General features: G+C 35.4%; 25 protein-coding genes. 18 read left to right on the forward strand and 7 right to left on the reverse strand.

All coding sequences use genetic code 11. The features are described from left to right. Positions 1 to 584: 584 nt before the first annotated feature. Complete coding sequence (locus ACFSFY_RS00235) at positions 585 to 1,259, reverse strand: IS30 family transposase (protein ID WP_381535155.1); 675 nt, start codon at positions 1,257 to 1,259, stop codon at positions 585 to 587. A gap of 9 nt (positions 1,260 to 1,268) precedes the next feature. Continuing rightward, positions 1,269 to 1,526: a helix-turn-helix domain-containing protein gene (locus tag ACFSFY_RS00240; RefSeq protein ID WP_381535157.1), complete on the reverse strand. Its 258-nt coding sequence runs from the start codon at positions 1,524 to 1,526 to the stop codon at positions 1,269 to 1,271. Positions 1,527 to 2,493: 967 nt separating this feature from the next. On the opposite strand from ACFSFY_RS00240, the gene ACFSFY_RS00245 reads away from it, so the two are divergent. From ACFSFY_RS00245 to ACFSFY_RS00260, 4 genes are all read left to right on the forward strand, one after another. Beyond that, complete coding sequence (locus ACFSFY_RS00245) at positions 2,494 to 2,742, forward strand: hypothetical protein (RefSeq protein WP_381535159.1); 249 nt, start codon at positions 2,494 to 2,496, stop codon at positions 2,740 to 2,742. A 15-nt stretch (positions 2,743 to 2,757) separates the two neighbouring features. Next, entirely contained in the window at positions 2,758 to 3,120 is a 363-nt protein-coding gene (locus ACFSFY_RS00250) for a hypothetical protein (RefSeq protein ID WP_381535161.1), read from the forward strand. A 118-nt stretch (positions 3,121 to 3,238) separates the two neighbouring features. Further along, positions 3,239 to 3,901, forward strand: coding sequence for a RadC family protein (gene radC, locus ACFSFY_RS00255; RefSeq protein WP_381535163.1), 663 nt, complete (start codon positions 3,239 to 3,241; stop codon positions 3,899 to 3,901). A gap of 227 nt (positions 3,902 to 4,128) precedes the next feature. Then, positions 4,129 to 4,854: a phospholipase D-like domain-containing protein gene (locus ACFSFY_RS00260; protein WP_381535165.1), complete on the forward strand. Its 726-nt coding sequence runs from the start codon at positions 4,129 to 4,131 to the stop codon at positions 4,852 to 4,854. Here ACFSFY_RS00260 and ACFSFY_RS00265 read toward each other — a convergent pair. The 5 genes from ACFSFY_RS00265 to ACFSFY_RS00285 all read right to left on the reverse strand — a co-directional run bounded on the left by ACFSFY_RS00265 (position 4,787) and on the right by ACFSFY_RS00285 (position 7,766). After that, complete coding sequence (locus tag ACFSFY_RS00265) at positions 4,787 to 5,008, reverse strand: transposase (RefSeq protein WP_381535334.1); 222 nt, start codon at positions 5,006 to 5,008, stop codon at positions 4,787 to 4,789. The genes ACFSFY_RS00260 and ACFSFY_RS00265 overlap by 68 nt on opposite strands. 136 nt (positions 5,009 to 5,144) lie before the next feature. After that, positions 5,145 to 5,492 carry an IS3 family transposase gene (locus ACFSFY_RS00270; RefSeq protein ID WP_381535335.1) on the reverse strand — a complete coding sequence of 116 codons (348 nt, stop codon included), beginning with the start codon at positions 5,490 to 5,492 and terminating at the stop codon, positions 5,145 to 5,147. 547 nt (positions 5,493 to 6,039) lie between these two features. Next, positions 6,040 to 6,174: a hypothetical protein gene (locus ACFSFY_RS00275; protein WP_381535167.1), complete on the reverse strand. Its 135-nt coding sequence runs from the start codon at positions 6,172 to 6,174 to the stop codon at positions 6,040 to 6,042. Positions 6,175 to 6,342: 168 nt separating this feature from the next. Beyond that, complete coding sequence (locus tag ACFSFY_RS00280; RefSeq protein WP_381535168.1) at positions 6,343 to 6,471, reverse strand: hypothetical protein; 129 nt, start codon at positions 6,469 to 6,471, stop codon at positions 6,343 to 6,345. Then, positions 6,471 to 7,766: a helix-turn-helix domain-containing protein gene (locus tag ACFSFY_RS00285; RefSeq protein WP_381535169.1), complete on the reverse strand. Its 1,296-nt coding sequence runs from the start codon at positions 7,764 to 7,766 to the stop codon at positions 6,471 to 6,473. The genes ACFSFY_RS00280 and ACFSFY_RS00285 overlap by 1 nt, the downstream gene beginning before the upstream one ends. 160 nt (positions 7,767 to 7,926) lie before the next feature. Here ACFSFY_RS00285 and ACFSFY_RS00290 point away from each other — a divergent pair, with 160 nt between their 5' ends. From ACFSFY_RS00290 to ACFSFY_RS00355, 14 genes are all read left to right on the forward strand, one after another. Continuing rightward, positions 7,927 to 8,241, forward strand: a complete 315-nt coding sequence (locus ACFSFY_RS00290) for a hypothetical protein (RefSeq protein WP_381535170.1) — start codon at positions 7,927 to 7,929, stop codon at positions 8,239 to 8,241. After that, entirely contained in the window at positions 8,238 to 9,047 is an 810-nt protein-coding gene (locus tag ACFSFY_RS00295; protein ID WP_381535171.1) for a hypothetical protein, read from the forward strand. The genes ACFSFY_RS00290 and ACFSFY_RS00295 overlap by 4 nt, the downstream gene beginning before the upstream one ends. Positions 9,048 to 9,634: 587 nt before the next feature. After that, entirely contained in the window at positions 9,635 to 9,898 is a 264-nt protein-coding gene (locus ACFSFY_RS00300; protein WP_381535172.1) for a hypothetical protein, read from the forward strand. Positions 9,899 to 11,166: 1,268 nt separating this feature from the next. Next, on the forward strand, positions 11,167 to 12,060 hold the full coding sequence (locus ACFSFY_RS00305; protein WP_381535173.1) for a DUF6744 family protein: 894 nt from the start codon (positions 11,167 to 11,169) through the stop codon (positions 12,058 to 12,060). Positions 12,061 to 12,085: 25 nt separating this feature from the next. Then, positions 12,086 to 12,280 (forward strand): hypothetical protein, encoded by a 195-nt coding sequence (locus ACFSFY_RS00310; RefSeq protein ID WP_381535174.1) that lies wholly within the window; start codon positions 12,086 to 12,088, stop codon positions 12,278 to 12,280. A gap of 83 nt (positions 12,281 to 12,363) precedes the next feature. After that, on the forward strand, positions 12,364 to 13,530 hold the full coding sequence (locus ACFSFY_RS00315; RefSeq protein WP_381535175.1) for an AAA family ATPase: 1,167 nt from the start codon (positions 12,364 to 12,366) through the stop codon (positions 13,528 to 13,530). Positions 13,531 to 13,598: 68 nt separating this feature from the next. Beyond that, entirely contained in the window at positions 13,599 to 15,050 is a 1,452-nt protein-coding gene (locus ACFSFY_RS00320; protein ID WP_381535176.1) for a VWA domain-containing protein, read from the forward strand. A gap of 809 nt (positions 15,051 to 15,859) precedes the next feature. Then, positions 15,860 to 16,057, forward strand: coding sequence for a hypothetical protein (locus ACFSFY_RS00325; RefSeq protein ID WP_381535177.1), 198 nt, complete (start codon positions 15,860 to 15,862; stop codon positions 16,055 to 16,057). A gap of 461 nt (positions 16,058 to 16,518) precedes the next feature. Then, entirely contained in the window at positions 16,519 to 17,880 is a 1,362-nt protein-coding gene (gene mtaB, locus ACFSFY_RS00330) for a tRNA (N(6)-L-threonylcarbamoyladenosine(37)-C(2))-methylthiotransferase MtaB (protein ID WP_381535178.1), read from the forward strand. A 106-nt stretch (positions 17,881 to 17,986) separates the two neighbouring features. Then, positions 17,987 to 18,658 (forward strand): deoxyribose-phosphate aldolase, encoded by a 672-nt coding sequence (gene deoC / locus ACFSFY_RS00335; RefSeq protein ID WP_381535179.1) that lies wholly within the window; start codon positions 17,987 to 17,989, stop codon positions 18,656 to 18,658. A 108-nt stretch (positions 18,659 to 18,766) separates the two neighbouring features. Further along, positions 18,767 to 18,940, forward strand: coding sequence for a 30S ribosomal protein S21 (rpsU, locus tag ACFSFY_RS00340; RefSeq protein WP_381535180.1), 174 nt, complete (start codon positions 18,767 to 18,769; stop codon positions 18,938 to 18,940). A gap of 281 nt (positions 18,941 to 19,221) precedes the next feature. Beyond that, on the forward strand, positions 19,222 to 20,553 hold the full coding sequence (locus ACFSFY_RS00345) for an NfeD family protein (protein WP_381535181.1): 1,332 nt from the start codon (positions 19,222 to 19,224) through the stop codon (positions 20,551 to 20,553). After that, positions 20,553 to 21,548, forward strand: coding sequence for a flotillin-like protein FloA (gene floA, locus ACFSFY_RS00350; RefSeq protein ID WP_381535182.1), 996 nt, complete (start codon positions 20,553 to 20,555; stop codon positions 21,546 to 21,548). The genes ACFSFY_RS00345 and floA overlap by 1 nt, the downstream gene beginning before the upstream one ends. A 54-nt stretch (positions 21,549 to 21,602) precedes the next feature. Further along, positions 21,603 to 22,166, forward strand: a complete 564-nt coding sequence (locus tag ACFSFY_RS00355) for a hypothetical protein (protein WP_381535183.1) — start codon at positions 21,603 to 21,605, stop codon at positions 22,164 to 22,166. Positions 22,167 to 22,212: the final 46 nt, after the last annotated feature.

Here is a 22,212-nt window from a genome sequence, read left to right on the forward strand (position 1 = left end):
GGGAAGGCCTCTTTTCTAGGATTGGTTGTGGTGACTTAATTCTACCAAGAAAAGGTCTTCCTTTTTGTATTTATTCATTTACACAAGATATTTTACACTCTCTAAAAAGAACCTAGAAAGAGCAGAAAAGGATTTCAGGAAGACTGAGTATACAGAGAATATAGGAATAAAATAAAAGGTAATTTGCAATTTATCCCTCAATGTTATTATAAGTGCACAGTTAAGAAATAAGGTTTAAACGCATCTGAAAGAGATATGAAAGGATGCCTTATTCATAAAGTACTAAATGCTTTGATTTTGTTCCAACTGATCAGCTCATTTCTTGTGGATTGACTAAGTAATGAGTTGGGAAGATATTGAAATCAATCATATTTTTTTAGTAGAAAAGCGTATTGGATAGTTCGAATTTACCGCTAGTGAATTTTTATTAGATTTATATGAGGAAGATATTTTTTATTTAGGTTCTTTAAAGTTAGAGTTTATGAAAGCCGAATGATACAATCTGATTCATATGATGATAGTAACATTTTTTAAATTAATACAGACTTTAGGGAAGCTTCTTTATTAGGTTATAAATTGTCAAGTCAAGTCGAACACGGTAGATAGTTCATCAGTATCTCAAAGGGAGTATTGAAATTAAGCACTTTTCTAGGGACCTGATTGAAATTCAATAGAAACTCCATGATTTCCTTTTGGGTTAATTTACTGAAGTCGGTTCCTTTTGGATATGTTCGTCGGATTCGACCGTTCGTATTTTCATTAGTACCTCGTTGTCCAGGAGCACCAGGATCTGAAAAGTAGAAAGGAATCTCAAGTCCTTTTTCAACTTCTATCCACATATGAAACACTTTTCCCCTGTCTGCAGTGATTGACTTCACAAGCTTTTTAGGAAGACTTTTCAGAAGGAATATGATTTCTTTGGCTGCTTCCTTTGCAGTCTTTAAGGACAGCTTTTGAATGATTGTGAAACGGCTCATTCGTTCTGTAAGCGTAAGTATTTGGCTTTTATGAGCTTTTCCAATAACCGTGTCCACTTCCCAGTGTCCAATTTCACTTCTTGGAGCTTGACGTTCGTGAATCTTTTTTAACTGAGGCATTTTTCCACGCGTTTCTTGTACGTTGTTTTTCAGCTTCTTTCCTTTGCGAATAAGAAGCTTTTGAGAAAGTTGAAACAACCCGGCAGCCGCATATCGATAAATGCTTGAAACACTTATAGGGAAAGGATTTCCAGCCTTCTTTTCATATCGTCCCACAATCATTTCTGGAGATCAGCCCTTCTTCAAATGAACAAGGATGTGTGTGATATCGTCAAGGTTCACAGAGCGTTTACAACCGCAGTTTTGACGTTTAGTATCATAGTCCAATTGTGCTTGAAGAGCATTGTAAGGATAAACACGATCTAGCTCATATTTAATCGTACTCTTGCTTCTGTTTAACTGTCTTGCGGTATAACAAAGGGATTTACCAGCAATTCTATATTCTTCGATTAATACACGTTCCTGTGGTAAAATGTGTACATAGCTCATCGGGAGCACTCCTTTATTAGTTGATTGGCGTTTACTAATGTGTACCCGATTGAGCTACTTTTTATTTATAAACCGTTCGACTTAATATGATAATCTATAGGTGGTTAAACAGATGGAATTCAATTTTTTTATCACCATAAGGGCAGCGTTTAAAAGGTTGTATATTTAACAAGTTTGTTAACTCTACTGGATCAAAACCCCTTTGACTGTAGCAACAAAGTCTATGTTATCAATAATACCATTGCTTCCTATAAGAAATTAGGTGTAGCTATTATCTTCCTCCATTTTTCACCTCTTCTATTTTTTTTACTCAAAATCGAAATCAATTACTTTAAATTGGCCCAGTTATTGAATAATGAATCTATTTTTATTTTATTGTTATTATAACAGGATTACCATGAAGATTGATTTTATAATATGTCGTTAGATGAGATGCTAATTAAGTATAAATAGTATGTAAAAGTTTATTCTAAACCGCACCGCTTAGTAGTAAATAAGTGACTTTTTATTTGTCATTAATTAAAACAAAAGCCGTTTTAAAATAGTTGTGTAAGCATCATATCAACGCAAATTATCCAATCTGTTCTTTTCTTTATTTCATTAGAAAATAAATATATTTTAGGTTCATTAGATTCATCAGATACACATTTTCCAAAGTGTTGCGGTACGAATATGAATTTGATAAAATAGATGTATAGTTTATTAGTCTCAAAGTCATCGTATTTTGATGAAAGTCGTTATACCTTTTCATTATACAAAAGGAGATTCGACACAAATGTTGCAGCCTTTGCATTCTCGTCTCGGGAAAAGATAGGCAGATGTAATTGTACGTCACAAAATTGCTTTCGAGCATATTCTTATGGGTATTTCCGCATTTTTGCGTGATATATATTAAAAGCTGATTGATTCCTTCGGGATGACGTCGGCTTTTTTTGTTTTCAAAAATAAAAAGAAATGGAGTGATTGAATGGTTGGAAAATATTTAGAAAGTCTTATTTCCAATGTTAAAACAGGTGGTACAAAGAAATCATTCATCTGTTATGTAGATGAAAAGAAGGAAAGGAAATTCCTTGTCTTTAAGTTTGGCGGTATCTACCAACTGGATGACAAAGGAGAAGTTAAAAAGCTAGATTTACTGTCCGATATTCATGACATTTTCTTAGCCATTGAAAAAGGTGATGTGAAAGTTATTGGGAGCGGAAATATTGGAATTTAAAGGAGGAGTTTAATAATGGTACTAGCAAAGACAGAAGAAGTTAAAAGTATGGATCGTGCAATTAGTTTAGGTAAAGAAATTGAACGTGTCGAAGCAGCATTAAAAGCAATGAAAGCAGAACTAAAAGCATTCGTTGATGTAAATGGTCCTGTTGATACTGGTGATGTGATTTGGGATTATACCCTATCTGCATCGTGGAGTTTCAATGAAGAGGGTCTTAAAGAATTAGCGCAGAACATGGTTCTTGAAGGTGTCAATCCATGGAAAGTATTAAACATTACTGCATCTAACCTAAAGAAATTGGGTTGGGATGATGCCGTTGTAGCAAAAATGGGCGAAAAAAAAGAGACAAGAAGATTCTCGTCTCGTAAAAAGTGATTCTTTAAAAAAATGTAGATTAATTATAACATAAAAAACCCTCCACCGGGTAGGAAAGAGTGGCACATGAAAGCTAGTGCTACTCGGCGCTAGCTTTGTGTGAGAAGGGACAATTAAAATGAATACTAAAAAATATATTACATCTGCTCGTGAAGCAGTCGCAACATATGATGCAGTCGGTTCTGAAGCGGTCATTGAGTTACAGGACATTCTTGCTGTCTTAATCGGACCCTCTTCAACACCTGAATTTACAGGTCGTTTAGCAGGCCATGGGTTAAGGACTTTGGTAGAAATGACAGTTTTCGAATTGGAAGAGGAAGGCATGACACATAATGAAGCTTTGAAAGTTCATTCGGGCATGCTTCTCGCTAAAAAGGTACGGAACGTTGGAAAGAATGAAACACGTTTCACAGTTAGATCCCCAGATGATGCAGCATCGTATATGATGGCAGAAATGACATCTCTAACGCAGGAGCATTTCGTGGTCCTGTATCTAAATGTAAAGAATGAAGTACTTCATAAAAAGACCATTTTCATTGGTTCGCTAAATTCATCGATAGTACATCCAAGGGAGGTGTATAAGGAAGCTGTGAAACATAGTGCTGCTTCTATAATTTGTCTTCATAATCATCCCAGCGGCACAGTTGATCCTTCACCTGAGGACGTGGATGTTACGAAGAGATTGGCTGAAGCAGGTAGTGTGATGGGAGTGGAGTTGTTGGATCATTTGATTATTGGTGATCATAAATTTCTATCGCTTAAAGAGAAGGGGTATATGTAAAATAGAGTAATTATTTTAAAACTTAATAAAAACGAGCAGTAGGAGGTGATTAATTTAATCACCTCCTACTGCTTTTTGTTTTTTGATAATCCGTAAATATATAGTTAATAGAATGTAAAATTCATAGGTATTTATACATAATTCCACAAAAGTGATGACCTTCAGATATAATGTAAGATAAGGAACCAGTACTTAGATAGATGGAGGTTTTCAAAATAGAACTTAAAATGGTTGATAATAAGGGTGACAATACATTATTAAATATTTTGAAGTCAGAAATAAAGAAGGATTCTAAAGTTGCGATTGCATCGGCATATTTTAGCTTATTTGCATACCATTCACTAAAAGATAAATTAGAAAATGTCGATTCCTTCAGATTTTTATACACGAAACCTACTTTCTATAAGAAAGAAAAAGATTTGAAAAGACAATACACAATTGGGCAGGATCGCGCAGAAATGACTTATCCTAAATTTGAGGGTAATAACTTTGAAATTCAATTAAGAAATAAGATGCTATCCCCTCATATCGCAAATAGTGCTGCAAAATGGATTAAAGATAAAGCACAGTTTAAAACAATTGTAGATGATACATCATTTCCTAAAGAAATTGTCATTGAAAACAAGAAAACAAGCATGCAAGTCCAATCAGAAATCGAATTTACAGCAGATGGTTTAGGCATTACAGAATCAAATCGGTTTGCAAGTTTCCCTGTATTACTGGGAGATAATAATTTTATCGCACAGTCTATGGGAGAGTTCAATCGTATATGGAATGATGAGCAAAAAGTAAAAGATGTAACAAAGGAAGTACTTGGTCAAATCGAGCTTATCTATAAAGAAAATGCCCCAGAATGGTGTGACCCCTTAAAGTTAGAGTTTTATATTAAGCAGCTAATTGGCTGGCGTGGAGACGGTATTGGACCGGACTCATGCCAGCCAATTTTTGTTTAATGCGTTTGTTATTATAATATTGAATATAAGCTTCAATATCTTTTTTCAACTCCTCATATGTACGAAGAGGTACACCATAATACATCTCCTGTTTCAAAATTCCAAAGAAGCTTTCCATAGGAGAATTATCAATACAGTTTCCCTTGCGGGACATGCTTTGAAACACGTCATAACTCTTAAGCGCCTTGACCCAATCTTTATGCTGATAATGCCATCCTTGATCGGATGTATTGTCGTACGATATTGTGAGTATTCAACAACTTTAAGAGCTTTTTTGAGCGGTCTCATAACTAAGTCAAGTGTTGGTGCATATTGATACGATATGAAATAATTTCTCCGTTATAAATATCCATAATAGGATTCAGATACAATTTGAAGACATCTAAACACTTGAATTCTGTAATATCAGTTGTTAATTTTTGATAGGCTGGATTTGTATAAAACCTACGGTGAAGGAGGTTTTTCGCCACAGTTACTACAGTTCCCTTGTAAGAACTATACCTACGCGATTTACATGGAAATTTCTTCATAATCAGTTGAATCTTTTTATGGTTTACAATAATGCTTTCATTTTTTAGCGCTAAATTTATGCGTCGATATCCATAGTTCCCATTATTTTCTTCAAAAATAGATTGTATTTTAGTTTCTAAATCCTAATCAGGATTTTTTATAGATATGCGCTTCAAATAATGATGATGAGTGGATTCAGGAATGCTTACAATTTGAAGTATATCATTCAGTCGGAATTCTTTTGTGAGTTCGAATGATAGAGTTGTTTGTGCTTTTCGAGATAACCCTTTGGATCCATCTGAAAAGCTTTTAACTTTTTTTAGTATGCAACCTCTAAACGAAGGAGTTCATTCTCTCGTTCTAATTTCTGTTCACGCGTGATTTCATCTTGTGAAGCAGATTGTTTACTGCGTTTAACATTCTTCGCTTTGTCTGACATGGTGGGCTTTTCTCTCGGTTGGTCCAGGGCTTCGGCACCGCCATCAAGGAACTTCTTATTTCATGCAGCAATTAACGGTGGATTTGTGAGTTCGAATTGAAGTGCTGTTTGTAGATACGAAGCGCCTATCTTTTTCATAAAGCTTAATACATCTAGCTTAATACATCTAGCTTGAATTGAACAGAATAAATTTCATTCGCATTCTTCCTCATTAATCTTTCGATTCCATAATTTTCTTATGCGCTCACCCAATTTTTAATTTGCGTCTCAGTTTTCACATTGTATTTTTCTGCCAACATGCGATATCCAGTTCGTCCCCCTAGATATTCTAAAGCAATTTCTACCTTAAATTCATCACTATATTTATTCATAATAAAACACCCCAAAAGTTAGATTTCAGCTCTAATTTTTGGGGTTCACATCAAATTTGGTCTCTTTTGGTTGATTAATTGCATTTTTGTACCATTGAACTTAACGGGTTATTAAGGGGAGCCCCTGTCTTCTTTTTTGTTTAAACTATCATTAATGCAAGTTGAAAATTAAATAATGAAGGCGGATGGAAATTCTGTAGGTTTTGGATTTTCATCATCGTTTTCTGATGTAGTATGAATTATCAGAGATGCCATTAGCATTAGAGATAGAAAGTAAGGTATTACTGTTTTTTTCATCATAATTCCTCCCATGATTTAATCGATTTTTTTTCGAGTTGAACCTGGACAAACTTACTGTAATTTATTGCTGACTTCTTGTATTGACCAATACTTTTGTAATGCTCTGCTAAGGCTAATGTGTATTTAGTCGTATTCCAATTATCATTAACTGTGCCAAAATAGTCAATTGCAGAAATTAAAGTCTTTTCTATATCTACACTTTCATCAAAATAATTCCTGTAAATATCAAAATGAAAAGTATACTCCTTGTATAATTCATTGTTTTCCCACTCATTTATAAGAAGTGATCCCTGTTTACATAATTCGCTTGCTTCCTCATAATCACTGTTTTTATATAGTTCCTTCATTAGAGCGTAAAGGGTTAGAAGATAACTTTTATGCCCTTCATCTCTTTTATACTCTAAACTTTTTTTGAATTTCTCAATAGCGGTTAGTGAAAACCCCATACGTGAATGTAGTAGAGCCAGATTATGATAAATCATACCAAGGTGGTCATACTTGTTTAATTGGTTAGTTATTTCTAATGCAAACATCAAATGCTTCTTCGAATTATTGTAATCCGACAAATTCTTATATGAATTTCCTAATATTATATGACAATCTAAAGCTCGCTCCGAATAAATGTTGTCTGTAAAGTATTTCAATGATTGACCAGCTAAATCTATGGCTTGGTTAAAGAGTGATCTTTTTCCATAACATAGACTTGCAATATAATTAAAATCTGCTCTTTCCCATGGTTCCAATAGTAGACCGTTCAATATATCTTCAGTTTTCAATATATAGTCAAAAGCACTTTGGTAATCACTTTCAAAGTATCTATATAGACATCCATTTATATAATAGAGGTACTTTTCTTTATTACTATACTCACTTAGTAGCAGCTGGGAAAATTCTATTTCCTTTCTTATTGTATTTCTATCTTCATTATTGATTAATAAAAAGCGGATTAACAATAGGTTATAGGTATTGTGATTTCTCCTACAATTAAATACATATTTTTTATCCCTGGTATTCGCAAATACATGAATACCATCCTTAATTTTCTTTGTGAGATATTCTTTGTAGCTATTCGACAATGATTTTATGATAGAATCCTCAGTATGTGGGTCGAAGCTGTCCGTTACGATCTCTAATCTTTCTTCTAGAAGACTTAGAATTTCTTGGCTAGCAGCTGTTTGTCCATTCTCAATCTTGCTCAGGTAAGATACTGAACAGATGCCTTTGGCCAGCCAAATTTGCTTCATCTTTTTATTTATGCGCTCCTTTTTGATTAAGTATCCGTTTAAAATCATTTATTTCACTTCACTTTCTTACTTCTAGGAAACTTACTGTCGAAAAGCTTAAAAGATTGGTCTCTAAGAGCTCTATTTTCCCAATCTTTTGTTAATGATTTTAATATTCAGAATTGCTATAATTGTATTGTACCATAAAAAACAATAGGGGGTATTTTGTATGAAAAAACTACTAATGCCGTTAGTCGTAACAATGTTGTTTCTATCGATCTTCATTGGTTTTACTCAACCAGGCATAGCTTCTCCTTTAAGTAAAGCAACCAATCAAGTCGGTGGTGAAGAAAATACAAGCGATGTTATAACTATTCAAAATCAGTGGGCAACGTATTTGGGTGCCACGTATGCAATCTATGGAGCTATATCTAATCATTTTTACAATGCACCTGCAAGAGTACTAAATGTACCTGGTGCTTACGGAACGTCTACGGGTACAGTAGAATATTCCAATATTAACCATCTGCAGACTACACAGTGAAATTTAAAGATTATTATGACAGCATTTATGCGGTAGGAAAAGTAGCTTCAGGAAATTCCAATAAAAAAATTACTATTAGTATATATAAAGCCAACACCTGGACAAAAGTAGCTAGTCAGAACGTAACCTCCGGCAACGGAGTTGGAGCTGGCAGAATGTCAAGTGGCGATTACAAAATTATTAATAGTATCCATGATCCAATTACGTGGGACCTAATGACATTCTACTTTGTTAATAATCCTCCATGTACTCAATGCCTGCCTTTAGATGAATCGCAACCTTATTCGATTGAAGATACGCTTTTGGAAAATAATTTCGATAACAAGTCAGTTTTTACTATTCCACAACAGGCAGCTTTTAAAAATATTAATACTGAATCGAAATCAAAAAAGTCTGTTTTATCAATTAATGATTTCTTAAATGACATGTTTGATGAAGAATTACAGGAATATGTCTACAGTTTAAAAAGTTTCAATGTCGGGGACTCAATCATTGTCAATGATACAATTACAAATATTTACTATGATAGTGACAATCAAACCACAAGCTTCGGTTTTGACTATTTAGATAAAACATACTCTAAAATTTCACAAGTTTATTGGGAATTTGTTGGAGACCTTAGGAATCAATTTTCAATTGGAGATAGTGTTTCTTTTAAAACAGAAGTAGTTGATATTGATAGAGATAGAAACCTTGAAAGTCTTGATATCTTAGGCTTCACAACAAATGTTACTCCAAACGTCGAATCCTACCTGTTAAGCCACCTGAAAAAAAATGAAGATAAATCTTTACTCTCTATTCATTAAAAGGTTTCTATCCTTAAAAGTTTACAACGATACGGAAAATCACTATGATTTTCCGTATCATTTTTTAATACTCAATAAAAATTATAATTTCAATGTACTTACTTGACGGTATATATTAAAAAACATACAGTAAAGGATATCTAAACTAAACCCCTAATATGAATGGGTAAAAACATACAAAAAAAGAGGTGAAAAAAATTACTATCAAAGACAAAGAAATTTTGTTACATCTATTATTTGCAATAATATTCTTCCTTATATATCGAGTGATATGGGCATTTACTTATAGCCGTTGGCTATGGACTAATATTTATAACCGTTGGCCAGGGACTAATATTGATGATCATTTTTACTACTTGATTGTATTAGTAGTGGTGCTTCCTGCATCTTACTTTTCCGCAAAACGCTTATCGAATTACTTCAAAATGACTGACTGATAAAAAACTGTAAAATTTGTTTATCTATTACATTAATAAGAAGTTAGCTTATTCAACAGACGGAGCCTTTAGTTTGAAAAAGGTTTTAATTTTTTCATTTAACTAATGTAAAGGATGTGAGGTTTAGCAATAAAGAAATATGTTTTGTTCATGTTATTAATGACTTTTACTTTTACGTTAGCTGCTTGCACCCAAAGCGAAGAAGAAAAAATACAAGCTTACTTAAAAGATAAAAGTGAAATTTATTTTCATTTTTCAGTTGTTGATTTTACAGAAGGGGAATTAAACATTGAATTCACGGTGCTTCCCATTTTTGAAAAAAGGAATAATGATTCTGCAGAATCTGATGTGAGTATTGGTACAAAAGCTGCATTGGAAGCTATAAAGAGCTATTCTAAAAAAATGTGGGTGTAATAAAGAAAGTAAATCTTTACTTTGTTACGAGAGAAACGAATATAATTGTTGCAGAAATAAATGCAAATAACGATACTATATTAGAAACCGATTGGAAAGATGTAAGTAAGCGAGAACTTTCTCAAATTGTAGATGGTTACAAATTTTATGGTGTATCAAATTAGTTTTTCGGATAAAGGGCGCGTTTGTTTAAGTATGGATAAAGTTGTCAAACAATTTTATTGTTGCTTTGAATGAAATAGATGAACTAATGCACATCGGGATACTTTTATGATATCCTGATAGTAGAACAATGGTGTTGATTAGGCACTGTGAAAACTTGACAAACTAACTGGAATTCGGTTTCCAGTCGTTGGCAAGCAACAAAAAAACTTGATACCCATTCCAGACTTCGGGCACTGGACGTTGGCAAGTAACATAAAAACCTAATCATTGTATTTGAGGAGAAGAGTGGGAGTAGTTATGCTTACCACTCTTCTTTTTGATTTAAAAAATAGTTGATTAATTATGATGAATAAATCAGCGTTATTTGAAGAACAATAAGAATTTTTATCGTGGGCTTCGCATATTGTTGCATGAGCTTCGCACGAAAATTCTAAAGCAAATGTGGTTAAACCGCGGATTCGTGAACCGAGCCTCGTATATTATTACTCGAGCCTCCTACGGATAAGGTTGAACTTCACACGAAAAACCTAAAGCGAGTGTAGTCGAACTATCATTTTAAATCCCAAACTTCGTATTTACGCAATTGAGCTTCTCATGGGATGTGCTTAACTACTCCTTTCATTTAAAGTAGCCGTTTATTACAGTAAATGCTCCAGCGATAGATATTTGTTGTTCTGATGTTTTTGCTATGTGATTCTGTTTTTGTTAAAATGAGTTCATATCCAATTATTTCTTAGTCACCTTACCTACTGGTGAAAGTCGTTACACTTTATGCAAACGCAGAAAGAGATTCGGCATAAACTTTTGAGCCTTTGTATTCCTTTTTTATAGGAAAAGTTAGGTAGACGTTTTTGACGTCATTAATTACTTCAACATTATATAGAGTATACTTGCGCATTTTGCGTGATATATATATTAAAATCGATTTTTCCTATTCAGGAGAGGTCGATTTTTTGCATTTAAAATGATAATGGAAGGAGATTGAAGAAGGTATATTTAAATAGCATAAAACAGTTTATTTTAAAACGTATTTACTTAGCGATCGCTAGGTTAAGTGCGTTTTTTTATTTATTTAAAATACAAAACAGAGAGGGTAGATAGGTATGTCAATTAATCTTGATCAAATGACAGCTGTTCAAAACGAGCAACAAGGCGGTATTTTAGGACACTTAATGTGGTTCTCAGTAGGCAAACAATTAGTCAAAATGGATGATTTAGAGCAGGGACTCGTTCAATCAGGATTACCTGTTGAGTGGATGCCAAATGCGATTCGTCCAGCCGATGCTTTCCGAAGAAGTACTAAGGAGATTGAGACTAGAAAATCTACTGGACACGCTGGTGTATTTGAGAACTTCCTTATACGTGAAGTATTCTCGGACAAAAGCCACGTGCAAAGAAACATTGTAGTGGAAAAAGTGGATCAGGCCGGTAAACGACTTGATTACAACAGTAAAGCGGGAGTAATCACACTAGATAAGCAGAATAGTTCTCTAACGTTTATAACAGAGAACGAAATTGCAAAAGAGCTGTGCTTTGAAGCAGAGCGGAATTTCAATATTTATAAAGATCATTATTCAGCCCAGCAAGTAAGAGTAATGGTGAGTAAAATTCTTCAATCGTTAGCACCGACACCTGTACGTCCTAATGGCGGTGTTTATTTTGTTCCAGATTCACATACGGAAGGTTTGAATCAACTTGTAAACTTTACTTCCTCTCTTGAGAACAGTGAAGGGTTCAAGATACCTGTCGTTAATACATTCGACAACCGACAAATGGTGAACACGAAGCTAAATGATCATTTGGAATCCGTTTTACAGGATTGTAAGTCTAGTGCTGGGCTGAAAAAGGGACAAGTGAAAGAGATTATTGAAAATGCGAAGTCTGTAATTGCCAACTATCGTAATTACAAGGGGATTGTCACCAATGAAGCAGACACGCTAGAAAATAAAATCATGACGATTCGTGCAGCGATTGCGAAAATGGTCGCGGATTTTTAAAAAGTATAGAAATGGAGCGATTAGAATGCCTGAGTTTTTTCAAACAATAATGGGTAGAAAATTCTACGAGCGGGATGTTGTCGAGTGTGTGCAATCTATAAAGAAAATTGCACAAGAACTTGAGCGTTCAAATGAATTGAAAGAACAGGAATTGCAGTTGAAAATGCGTGAGCTATCGATAAAAGAACAAGAATTATTTATTCTTTCAGCGAAAAACTAAAATGAATCTTAAAAAGGGAAGTAGGGTTTCATAAGGAGCCTGCTTCCTTTTTCTATCTAAACTAAAAAAAGGGGTTAATCAAAATGACAAACACTAATTTTACCAAGTTAGAGGAAATTAAAAAGGCACTCAATGCAAAGTTTTTTGAACGCGAAGAAGAAGTTGAGGGGATTCTTGTTGCGCTACTTTCTAGGCAGCATATGTTGATGATTGGACCTGCGGGTACAGCGAAATCAGCATTGTCGGTTGAGTTAGCCAAGATTGTACAGGGAACAAATTATTTTCAATGGTTGCTAACAAGGTTTAGTACACCCGAAGAAGTCTTTGGCCCTTTGTCGTTAAAAGACCTTGAACAGGGCGTGTATAAGCGAAATACAAAAACTAAAATGCCAGAAGCCAATCTCGTATTTTTAGATGAGATATTTAAAGCGAATTCAGCAATCTTAAATAGTTTGCTAACGCTTATAAACGAAAGGCTTTTCTATAATAACGGGACACCTGTAAAAGTACCTTTGATGTCAGTCATTGGAGCTTCAAATGAATACCCTGAAGAGGGAGAAGGGCTTGAAGCTCTTTTCGACAGATTCTTACTTCGATTCGAGCTAGATTATATTGCAGATGAAACGAATTTTGTTTCGATGATGAAGGACACCGGTCAAAGTGTTGTTATGCCTTCCATGACTATGGATGAGTTGGTTCAACTTCTGTTTTTTACGGACATGGTTACAATTCCTGATGAAGTCTATGACACTCTTTCAAAAATCCGTAATGAGTTACGAGATGAAGGAATTCGACCTTCTGATAGACGATTTAAACAGTCACTTTCTGTGCTTCAAGCGAAGGCTTTGATAAATCAAAGGCAAGTTGTGAAAGTTGATGATATTGTCATTCTTGAAAATGCACTTTGGGAAACAGTAGATCAAAAGGATAGCGTTTCTTTGATTGTTCGCAGCCATGCACAAGGTGTGGTTACTCAAAAACTGGATAGGATTCAGGAAGAGGCGAGTGAAATATATTCACTTATTCAGAAGGATGCTTCTACTGACGCTGGTATGGAAGCGACTCAAAAACTGAAATCGTTGGTTGCTGATTTAAATAAGTTGAAAAAGCATAATCAAAGTAGAGATAAGGATATAGATCCGCTGCTTGATAAAGTGAAGGCGATTCAGCAAGAGGTTCTTGACAGTATATTAGAGCCAATGGATATTGATACTTCAAGTACAAGATCTGCTGTTGAAATGCCGTTTTAAGCGTAAAAATCGGAGGATGAAAGCCGGGGAATTAATCCTTAGCTTTCTATTCATTCAAATGAAGGGAAGTGTTTCTTTTGGAACTAGCAAAAGCGAAAAGTGGAAATCAATCTGTGTTGAATACAGATGCATTTGATAAAAGACGTTTCAACGAAATTTATTCTATGTCGCAAAGTCTTCAAAAGCTAAAGGTCGAAGGAGAATTACCGATATTTGAACCGTTACTTGCTGATATTTGGGCATCGTTATACAAAATGAAACCTGAATTGACTGAAGGTGATATTCCAGAAGATTTGCAAGTGAACAAATCATTTATGGAGAAAATCATGAATGATGACTCGTTTGAAAGTTACCGGAAATTTACCCGTCTGGATGATTTATCATCAGCCATAGGAACTGTTAAATTTGGAGAGAAAACAAATGATTGGTTAATAGACCAAAAGAAAAAGGATGAAGACTTACAAAATAAAATGCAGGAAATTCAGGCGATGCAAAGGCAACTTCAAAAGCAGGACCAACAAAATGGGGCTGGAAAGGGTAGTAAGGAGTTAGAAGAAGACTTAAAAGATGCAATGTCAGACTTAGGGGACCAACTTCAACAGACGTTACAGAACAACAGTCATAGCTTTTCAGAAGCGATGTCACAAGCTATGCAGGAAACGAAACAGACGAAGGATAGCTTGAAATCATTACTTGGAGGCACGAGTGCGGGTAGTGGTGACGCAGAGTTGAAAAAAGTTCCCTTACGAGATCAAATTTCATTAGCTGAAAAGATCGCATCTAATAAACAGATGAAAGAAATTGCGGATTGGGCAGGTCGATTCAAACAGATAGCCCGAAAAAAGCAAAAATCTAAGCATAGTGATTCAATGGAAAGAAGTGGGGTTACGCTAGGCAACGATATTGAGCGATTGCTACCGATGGAGTTGGGTTTGTATACACATCCAATAACGAAGAACGATTTCCTGCGTCGCTTTGTGGAAGGCCAAACGATGCAATATGAACAGAAAGGACATGAGGTACTAGGAAAAGGTCCAATTGTGCTTTGTCTGGATCAATCAGGTAGTATGCACAAGCTCGATACCCAATCAAAAGGATTTACGTTAGCGCTCATGTCGATTGCAAGAAAACAGAAAAGGGATTTTTGTTTAATTCTGTTTTCTACTCGAACAAAAATCTTTAAATATGAAAGAGGGAAAATAAAAAGTTCAGATATGATCAATTTAGCTAAAACTTTCTTAGGAGGAGGAACGGACTTTGCATTACCTCTTGAAAGAGCGATGAATGTAATAAACGAAAGTCGTTTCAAGCAGGCGGATGTAGTGTTTGTTACCGATGGAGAAGACCGAGTAAAGGATTCCTTCCTAGAAGTATTCAATAAAAAGAAAAAAGAAAAGGAGTTTAATGTGCTATCCCTTACGATAGGAAGTAACACAAGAACGGTAAAGCAGTTTTCAGACAAGGTAGTACAAGTTAAAGATTTTGATGATGCAGGAAGTTTTACTGCTTTTGAAATATAAAGTTAAAACTAAAGGCATTTTTTATAGTAATGAGTTTAACTTTGTTATCCAGAGAGGGAATATCGATAGAAATAACAAATCAATTAACTTGTTCCTAAACAACGGATTAACAGTAAAATAGCATGGAAAAAAGCTTAGATAAAATCTAAGCTTTTTTCACGTCATAAAGTTAGTTTCATGTACAACAAACGCCCCCGATTCTGCTACAACGAAGTAAAACAACAGCCACGGTTTATTAAATTCATAATTTTAATTATGTTTCAAGTCTTTTCCACTTAGTGTAGTTGTATATTAGTTGGATAATAAAAGCTATTAGAAATAATAATCCCCACAGCACTATTGTCTTTACATTAGAATCCGTAAAGTAATGCATAACAAAAAGAAATAAAACGAGTAGAGGGAGATTTACTAAGGTTCTAATCATCTTTCTTCTGTAAGATAATCCAAAGTAATTATATTTAAAACCTTTATCCACTTTATCCTTCTTTTTTGAGATAACCGACAAAATAATAACAAAAAGCGAGACAATAATAACTGGGATAATAATTTCTAACATCTTTATTCCCCTTTCCTACTTCTTTAAGAAAATGGCCCGTTTGCGGCACATTGATTACATTATACATTAGATTCATTATTATATGAACAATTCAATATATTCGATTTATTTGCCGTGATTAATTAAGGCGAACTAGAAAAAAGCATAATTTTATGTAGTACCGACATCGAACTATTTAATTTCAAGACTTTTGATATTTCATTTTAAACTCTTATAATAGAAGGAACACGATTAATCGAAAGAGGTGGGGAACATGGCGGTTATAATTCCTTTCAAAACGAGGCACCAATTAGAGACAGAAAAAGCGGTTAAAGTTATGCGTGATTGGGAAGCCCATTTAGAATGGGAAGAAGCGAATTGGCATAATGTAATTGCTAGAGAAGAAAAAGAAGAGACCTTGTCACAGGAAGAAATCAACTGGCTTAATAATTGGCTAAGTGAAGAAAAATAATTAATATAAAAGTGATTCAAAAGAAGCTTAACTATTTATGTGTCTTATCATATTTTTGGCATGCTATAAAAAAAAATTATTAAGGAAAAACTTATTTATTAATATGCTGATAGGTGAATGTTTTAGGCAGATATTTGTATAAAAAAACGTTTACTCTGTCAAAAGAGTAAACGGCTAAAATGCACACTAAAATGATTATGCACAAATTATACACAAGAATTATCGAAAGTGTTGTACCTAAAGCATCCATAGGCGATAAAAGAAACCGGCTTCGGGTATTCTCAGATCAACGACGTGATTACTATTTTCTTTAAATATCGACAAACCAGCAGAACTTTTTAGAAGTTTGCAGATAACTTTTCCTTTCTAGTAAGGTTGCGTTATGCCCGTTACGCTCAATTGTGATATTATAGATTAAGTCATGATTTTTATTGAGTGTAATGAAAGGATGATAAATAAATATGGGTAACTACGAGCTTCCGAAAACCGTATCTCTGTATACGTTAGGTTGCAAAGTAAATCATTATGAAACCGAGGCAATATGGCAATTATTTAAAGATGCTGATTACAGTCGTGAGGATTTTGAAAAAAAGTCGGACGTCTATGTTATTAATACCTGTACGGTTACAAATACGGGTGATAAAAAAAGTCGACAAGTTATTCGTCGCGCGATTCGCAGCAATCCAGATGCGGTAATTTGTGTGACGGGTTGTTATGCACAAACATCTCCAGCGGAAATTATGGCAATACCCGGAGTAGACATTGTTGTTGGTACACAGGATCGTACGAAACTACTTGGACTCATAGAAGAATTTCGAACAGAGCGTAAGCCGATAAACGCAGTCGGTAATATTATGAAAAGTAGAGTCTATGAAGAATTGGATGTGCCCACATTTACAGATAGAACTCGGGCTTCTCTGAAGATTCAAGAAGGATGCAATAACTTCTGTACTTTTTGCATTATTCCTTGGGCTCGTGGTTTAATGAGATCTCGTGATCCTGAAGAAGTGATACGTCAAGCGCAGCAATTAGTAGATGCAGGATATCTAGAAATTGTTCTTACAGGCATTCATACAGGCGGTTATGGGGAAGATTTGAAAGACTATAATCTTGCACGTTTATTACGCGATCTTGAAACGAAAGTTAAAGGTTTAAAACGTCTTCGAATAAGCTCTATTGAAGCAAGCCAATTAACAGATGAAGTGATTGATGTATTGAAAAACTCATCAATTATTGTTCGTCATCTTCATATTCCGATACAGTCCGGTTCAGATTCAGTGCTCAAGCGCATGCGAAGAAAGTATACGATGGAGTTTTTTGCAGAACGACTGGAGCGTTTGCGTGATGCAATGCCGCAGTTAGCAATTACTTCTGATGTGATTGTAGGGTTTCCGGGCGAAACAGAAGAAGAGTTTATGGATACATACAATTTTATCCGTGATCACCGTTTTTCTGAATTGCATGTTTTCCCTTATTCAAAGCGAACTGGTACACCTGCGGCTCGAATGGAAAATCAGGTTGATGAAAATGTGAAAAATAATCGTGTTCATAGGTTGATTGAATTGAATGATCAATTGGCCAAAGAATATGCAACCTTATTTGACGGGGAAGTATTGGAAGTTATTCCGGAAGAGGCGTACAAACTTGATAGAGACAGTGGTCTTTATGAAGGATATACAGATAATTATTTGAAAGTCTATTTCCGAGCAGATGAGTCAATGATTGGTAAAATCGTACGTGTCAAAATAATAAAAGCTGGTTATCCATACAATGAAGGTATATACGTTAAAGTACTTGAAGAGCAAGAAGTACTGCTCGTCTAATCGTATAAGCTGTATTCCAAATCCGGGAATACAGCTTTTTTAGTGCAGACTTTGTATAATCTTGTTATTATTAAATGAGTACGAACAATTACAGGGAGGTATTCTTTTGAATACAAATATAGCTGAATATATTGATCATACATTATTAAAAGCGGATGCGAAGAAAAATGAAATTGACAATTTATGTGCAGAGGCACGTGAATATTCATTTGCTTCAGTTTGTGTGAATCCAACGTGGGTGAAAACAGCTGCAGATGCACTAGAAGGTACAAACGTTAAAGTATGTACGGTAATCGGATTTCCTCTAGGTGCAACAACTACCGAGGTAAAAGTATTTGAAACTGAAAATGCAATTCAAAATGGTGCCGAAGAAATTGATATGGTAATTAATATAGGTGCACTTCAAGATGGTAATGACGAGCTTGTGAAGCGAGATATTTCTTCGGTAGTTAGTGCGGCAAAGGGTAAAGCAATTGTAAAAGTTATAATTGAAACGGCCCTTCTTACGGATGCAGAAAAAAGAACGGCATGTGAATTAGCAGTTGTTTCTGGTGCGGACTTCGTTAAAACATCCACCGGTTTTTCAACTGGAGGCGCAACGGAGGAAGATGTTAAGTTAATGAGAGCTGTAGTTGGACCTGTAATGGGAGTTAAAGCTTCGGGTGGTATCAGAAGTCTTGAAGACGTGCAGAAAATGCTCAATTCAGGTGCTACTAGAATCGGAGCAAGTTCCGGTGCTCAGATTATGAAAGGTTTATCATCTGCATCAGATTATTAATTAATTACAAGAATTATATTGACCATATATTAAATGTGAGGTATAATGTTTAAGTACATGGCACTAGGCCATGGACACGTAGTGTGTTCGGAGGGAGGGACAAGAGATATGTCGAAAACAGTTGTTCGTAAAAACGAATCGCTTGAAGATGCTCTTCGACGCTTCAAACGTGATGTTTCCAAAAGCGGAAAGATTCGCGATTCAAGAAAGAAAGAGTATTATGAAAAGCCGAGCGTTAAACGTAAATTAAAGTCTGAGGCTGCAAGAAAACGTAAATTCTAATCTACCGTAATAGCATTGCTATTTACTTTGGATTCGCCTTATATTTTCAAAACGAATTTTAAACAACCGGAGGGTCCTTTCATGGATACTTCGGTTTATTTTCATGTTTAAAAAATAAATAAGTTACTTGATCAATTGATGCTGTTTTGAATTGGAAAACAGTGTTTTATAGAAAAAATATAAAATAGTATTCAAAACAAATTTCGATTAAAGTGAAACTTCTACCCTTTTTAAACGTATAAAGATTACAATTGAATATAAGGAGAGAGGTGGAATACAAAATGATTAAAATAATTAGAAGGATGCTCCTGCTCGTTCTTTTTGTAACCGCAGTTACACTTCCATTTATCGAGACGGGTGCAAATGCGACAAAAGTATATAGAGTGCCAGTTACAGATGAAGTTGAAAAAGGGCTCAAAGCTTTCTTACAACGATCATTTAATGAAGCAGAAGAAGCTGATGCAAAAGCGATCTATCTTGATATCGATACACCTGGTGGTTTTGTGGACGCCGCACAAGATATTGCGAAAATCTTGAATGGTACTGAATTGCCAGTAATCGCTTTCATTAATAATCGTGCACTTTCAGCTGGAGCTTTCTTAGCGCTCTATGCAGACGATATTTATATGACTCCGAGTGCTACAATGGGTGCAGCTCAAGTAATTGAATCTAGTGGTAATGCTGCTAGCGACAAGGCGGATAGTGCGTGGCTCGCTGCTATGAAATCCGCGGCTGAATCATCCGGTAAAGATGTGAAATATGCTCTTGCGATGGCAGATTCGTCAATCGATCTACCAGACTTAAATGCGGGTAAAGGAAAACTTTTGACACTTACTGCAAGTGGAGCACAATCGGTTGGGTATAGTAAACAAACCGTTTCATCATTTGAAGAATTGTTGAAAGTAACTGATAATGAAAATGCACAAGTTATTTCTACATCTGAAACGTTTACAGAACGAATTGCTCGATTTATTACGAGTCCGATTGTTGTTCCGATACTTTTATCCATCGCTGGGCTTGGCCTTGTGGTAGAATTGTATTCACCAGGGTTCGGCGTTCCAGGAACAATGGCAATAACGTCTTTAATGCTCTTTTTCTATGGCCACCTTGTCGCAGGACTTGCGGGATATGAGTCAATCATTCTTTTTGTATTAGGAATAGTGTTGGTCATCGCGGAGTTTTTCCTTCCAGGTGGTATTGCGGGGATTTTTGGGTCGTTCGCAATCATCGGTAGTATCATTATGGCAGGTGGCAATCCAATGCATATGGCCGTTTCTGTCCTTATCGCGCTTGTCATCGCCCTGACAGGGATGGTGATTATTATGAAGTTTTTCGGTAAAAAGCTACATTTATTAAACAAAGTAGTTTTAATGGATTCGACGGATACAGAGAGCGGTTATGTTTCCAATATTAACCGTACTGAGCTCCTCCATCGAGTAGCAAAAACGTCAACGCCACTTAGGCCTGCGGGTACGATAGAGCTTGACGGTGAACGTATCGATGTTGTTTCTGAAGGAAGTTACATTGACCGTGGTAAAAGTGTTATCATTGTAAAGGTTGAAGGTTCTCGTATAGTAGTTAGAGAACCAGAAGAGAAGGGGGAAATTAAATAATGGTATTTGATGCAGCTTTAGTAACAACATTAGCAATAATCTTTGTTGTAATACTCGTTTTATCAGTATTTTTCACACTAGTTCCTGTAGCACTTTGGATTTCCGCAATGGCTGCTGGAGTTCGAGTAAGTATTTTCACACTCATCGGGATGAGATTACGTCGAGTTATTCCGAATCGAATTGTAATACCACTTATTAAAGCACATAAAGCAGGTTTGGAAATTACAATTAATCAACTAGAGAGTCACTATCTAGCTGGTGGTAACGTTGACCGTGTCGTGAATGCTCTTATTGCTGCACACCGTGCCAACATTGAATTGACATTCGAACGGGCGGCTGCAATTGATTTAGCAGGTCGTGACGTATTAGAAGCAGTTCAAATGTCAGTAAATCCTAAAGTTATTGAAACACCATTCATCGCAGGTGTTGCAATGAACGGAATTGAAGTGAAAGCAAAAGCAAGAATTACAGTTCGTGCCAATATTGATCGTCTAGTAGGTGGTGCGGGTGAAGATACAATAATTGCTCGTGTTGGAGAAGGAATCATTTCAACAATTGGTTCATCTGCAAACCACGCAAAAGTACTTGAGCACCCAGATATGATTTCACAAACAGTACTATCTAAAGGCCTTGACTCAGGTACAGCTTTTGAGATTTTGTCGATTGATATTGCTGATGTTGATGTAGGTGAAAACATCGGTGCAAATCTTCAAACTGAACAAGCTGAAGCCGATAAGAACATTGCCCAAGCAAAAGCAGAAGAGCGTCGTGCGATGGCTGTTGCTAGAGAACAAGAAATGATTGCACAAGTTCAAGAGATGCGTGCTAAAGTTGTTCTTGCTGAAGCTGAAGTTCCATTAGCGATGGCTGATGCACTTCGTTCGGGTAATATTGGTGTTATGGATTATATGAACTATAAAAATATTCAAGCCGATACTGGAATGCGTGATACGATTAGCAAAGTAAGTACAGACAAAGATGATTCTAGCATCTAATAAAACAGTTTCAATATTACTGTGAAACGAGTTCCCGGAAAGGGGATGTACTAAATGCAAATTGAACAATTAATTCCGTTAATTATCATTTTGCTTGCGAGTACGCTTTTTGGCAAAAAGAAGAAAAAAGGATCCGATCCAAAACAAACGAATCCTTCTACTGATCAGAGTCAACAAAGTGGACCAATGAGAAAGATTAAAGAAATGTCGAAAGAAATGTATGAAGAAATTCAAAGAGAAATAAAAGAAGATCCTAGGACAACTGAAAACCCTAGAGCACAAGAAATTCGTGAAATGCAAGAACACCCTAGGGTGCAAGACGTTCAAAGGATGCAAGAAAAAGCGAAGTCACATGAAAGACAAAGAACATCGAATAGGGTTCCGAATATAAGTTCTATTGAAAACAGTATTCAACCTTTAAATGATGTTATATCTACGGAATTTTCTCGGACGAAAACGCCGAAGGAGAGACCGAATCGTAGAACAGTTGCAGCTCGTAAAACATTAGAAAAAAAGCAGTTGATGTCTTCAAGCAGTATTGTTCCGAAAAACAGAAATGACTTTATTAAAGGTATTGTATTCTCAGAGATTTATGGTCCACCAATTTCAAAACGATAATCATTGAACCCCCTTACATTTCATAAGATATGTACAGGGGGTTTTC

This window comes from Sporosarcina siberiensis (assembly GCF_042681925.1).
In the GTDB taxonomy this organism is placed as follows: domain Bacteria; phylum Bacillota; class Bacilli; order Bacillales_A; family Planococcaceae; genus Sporosarcina; species Sporosarcina siberiensis.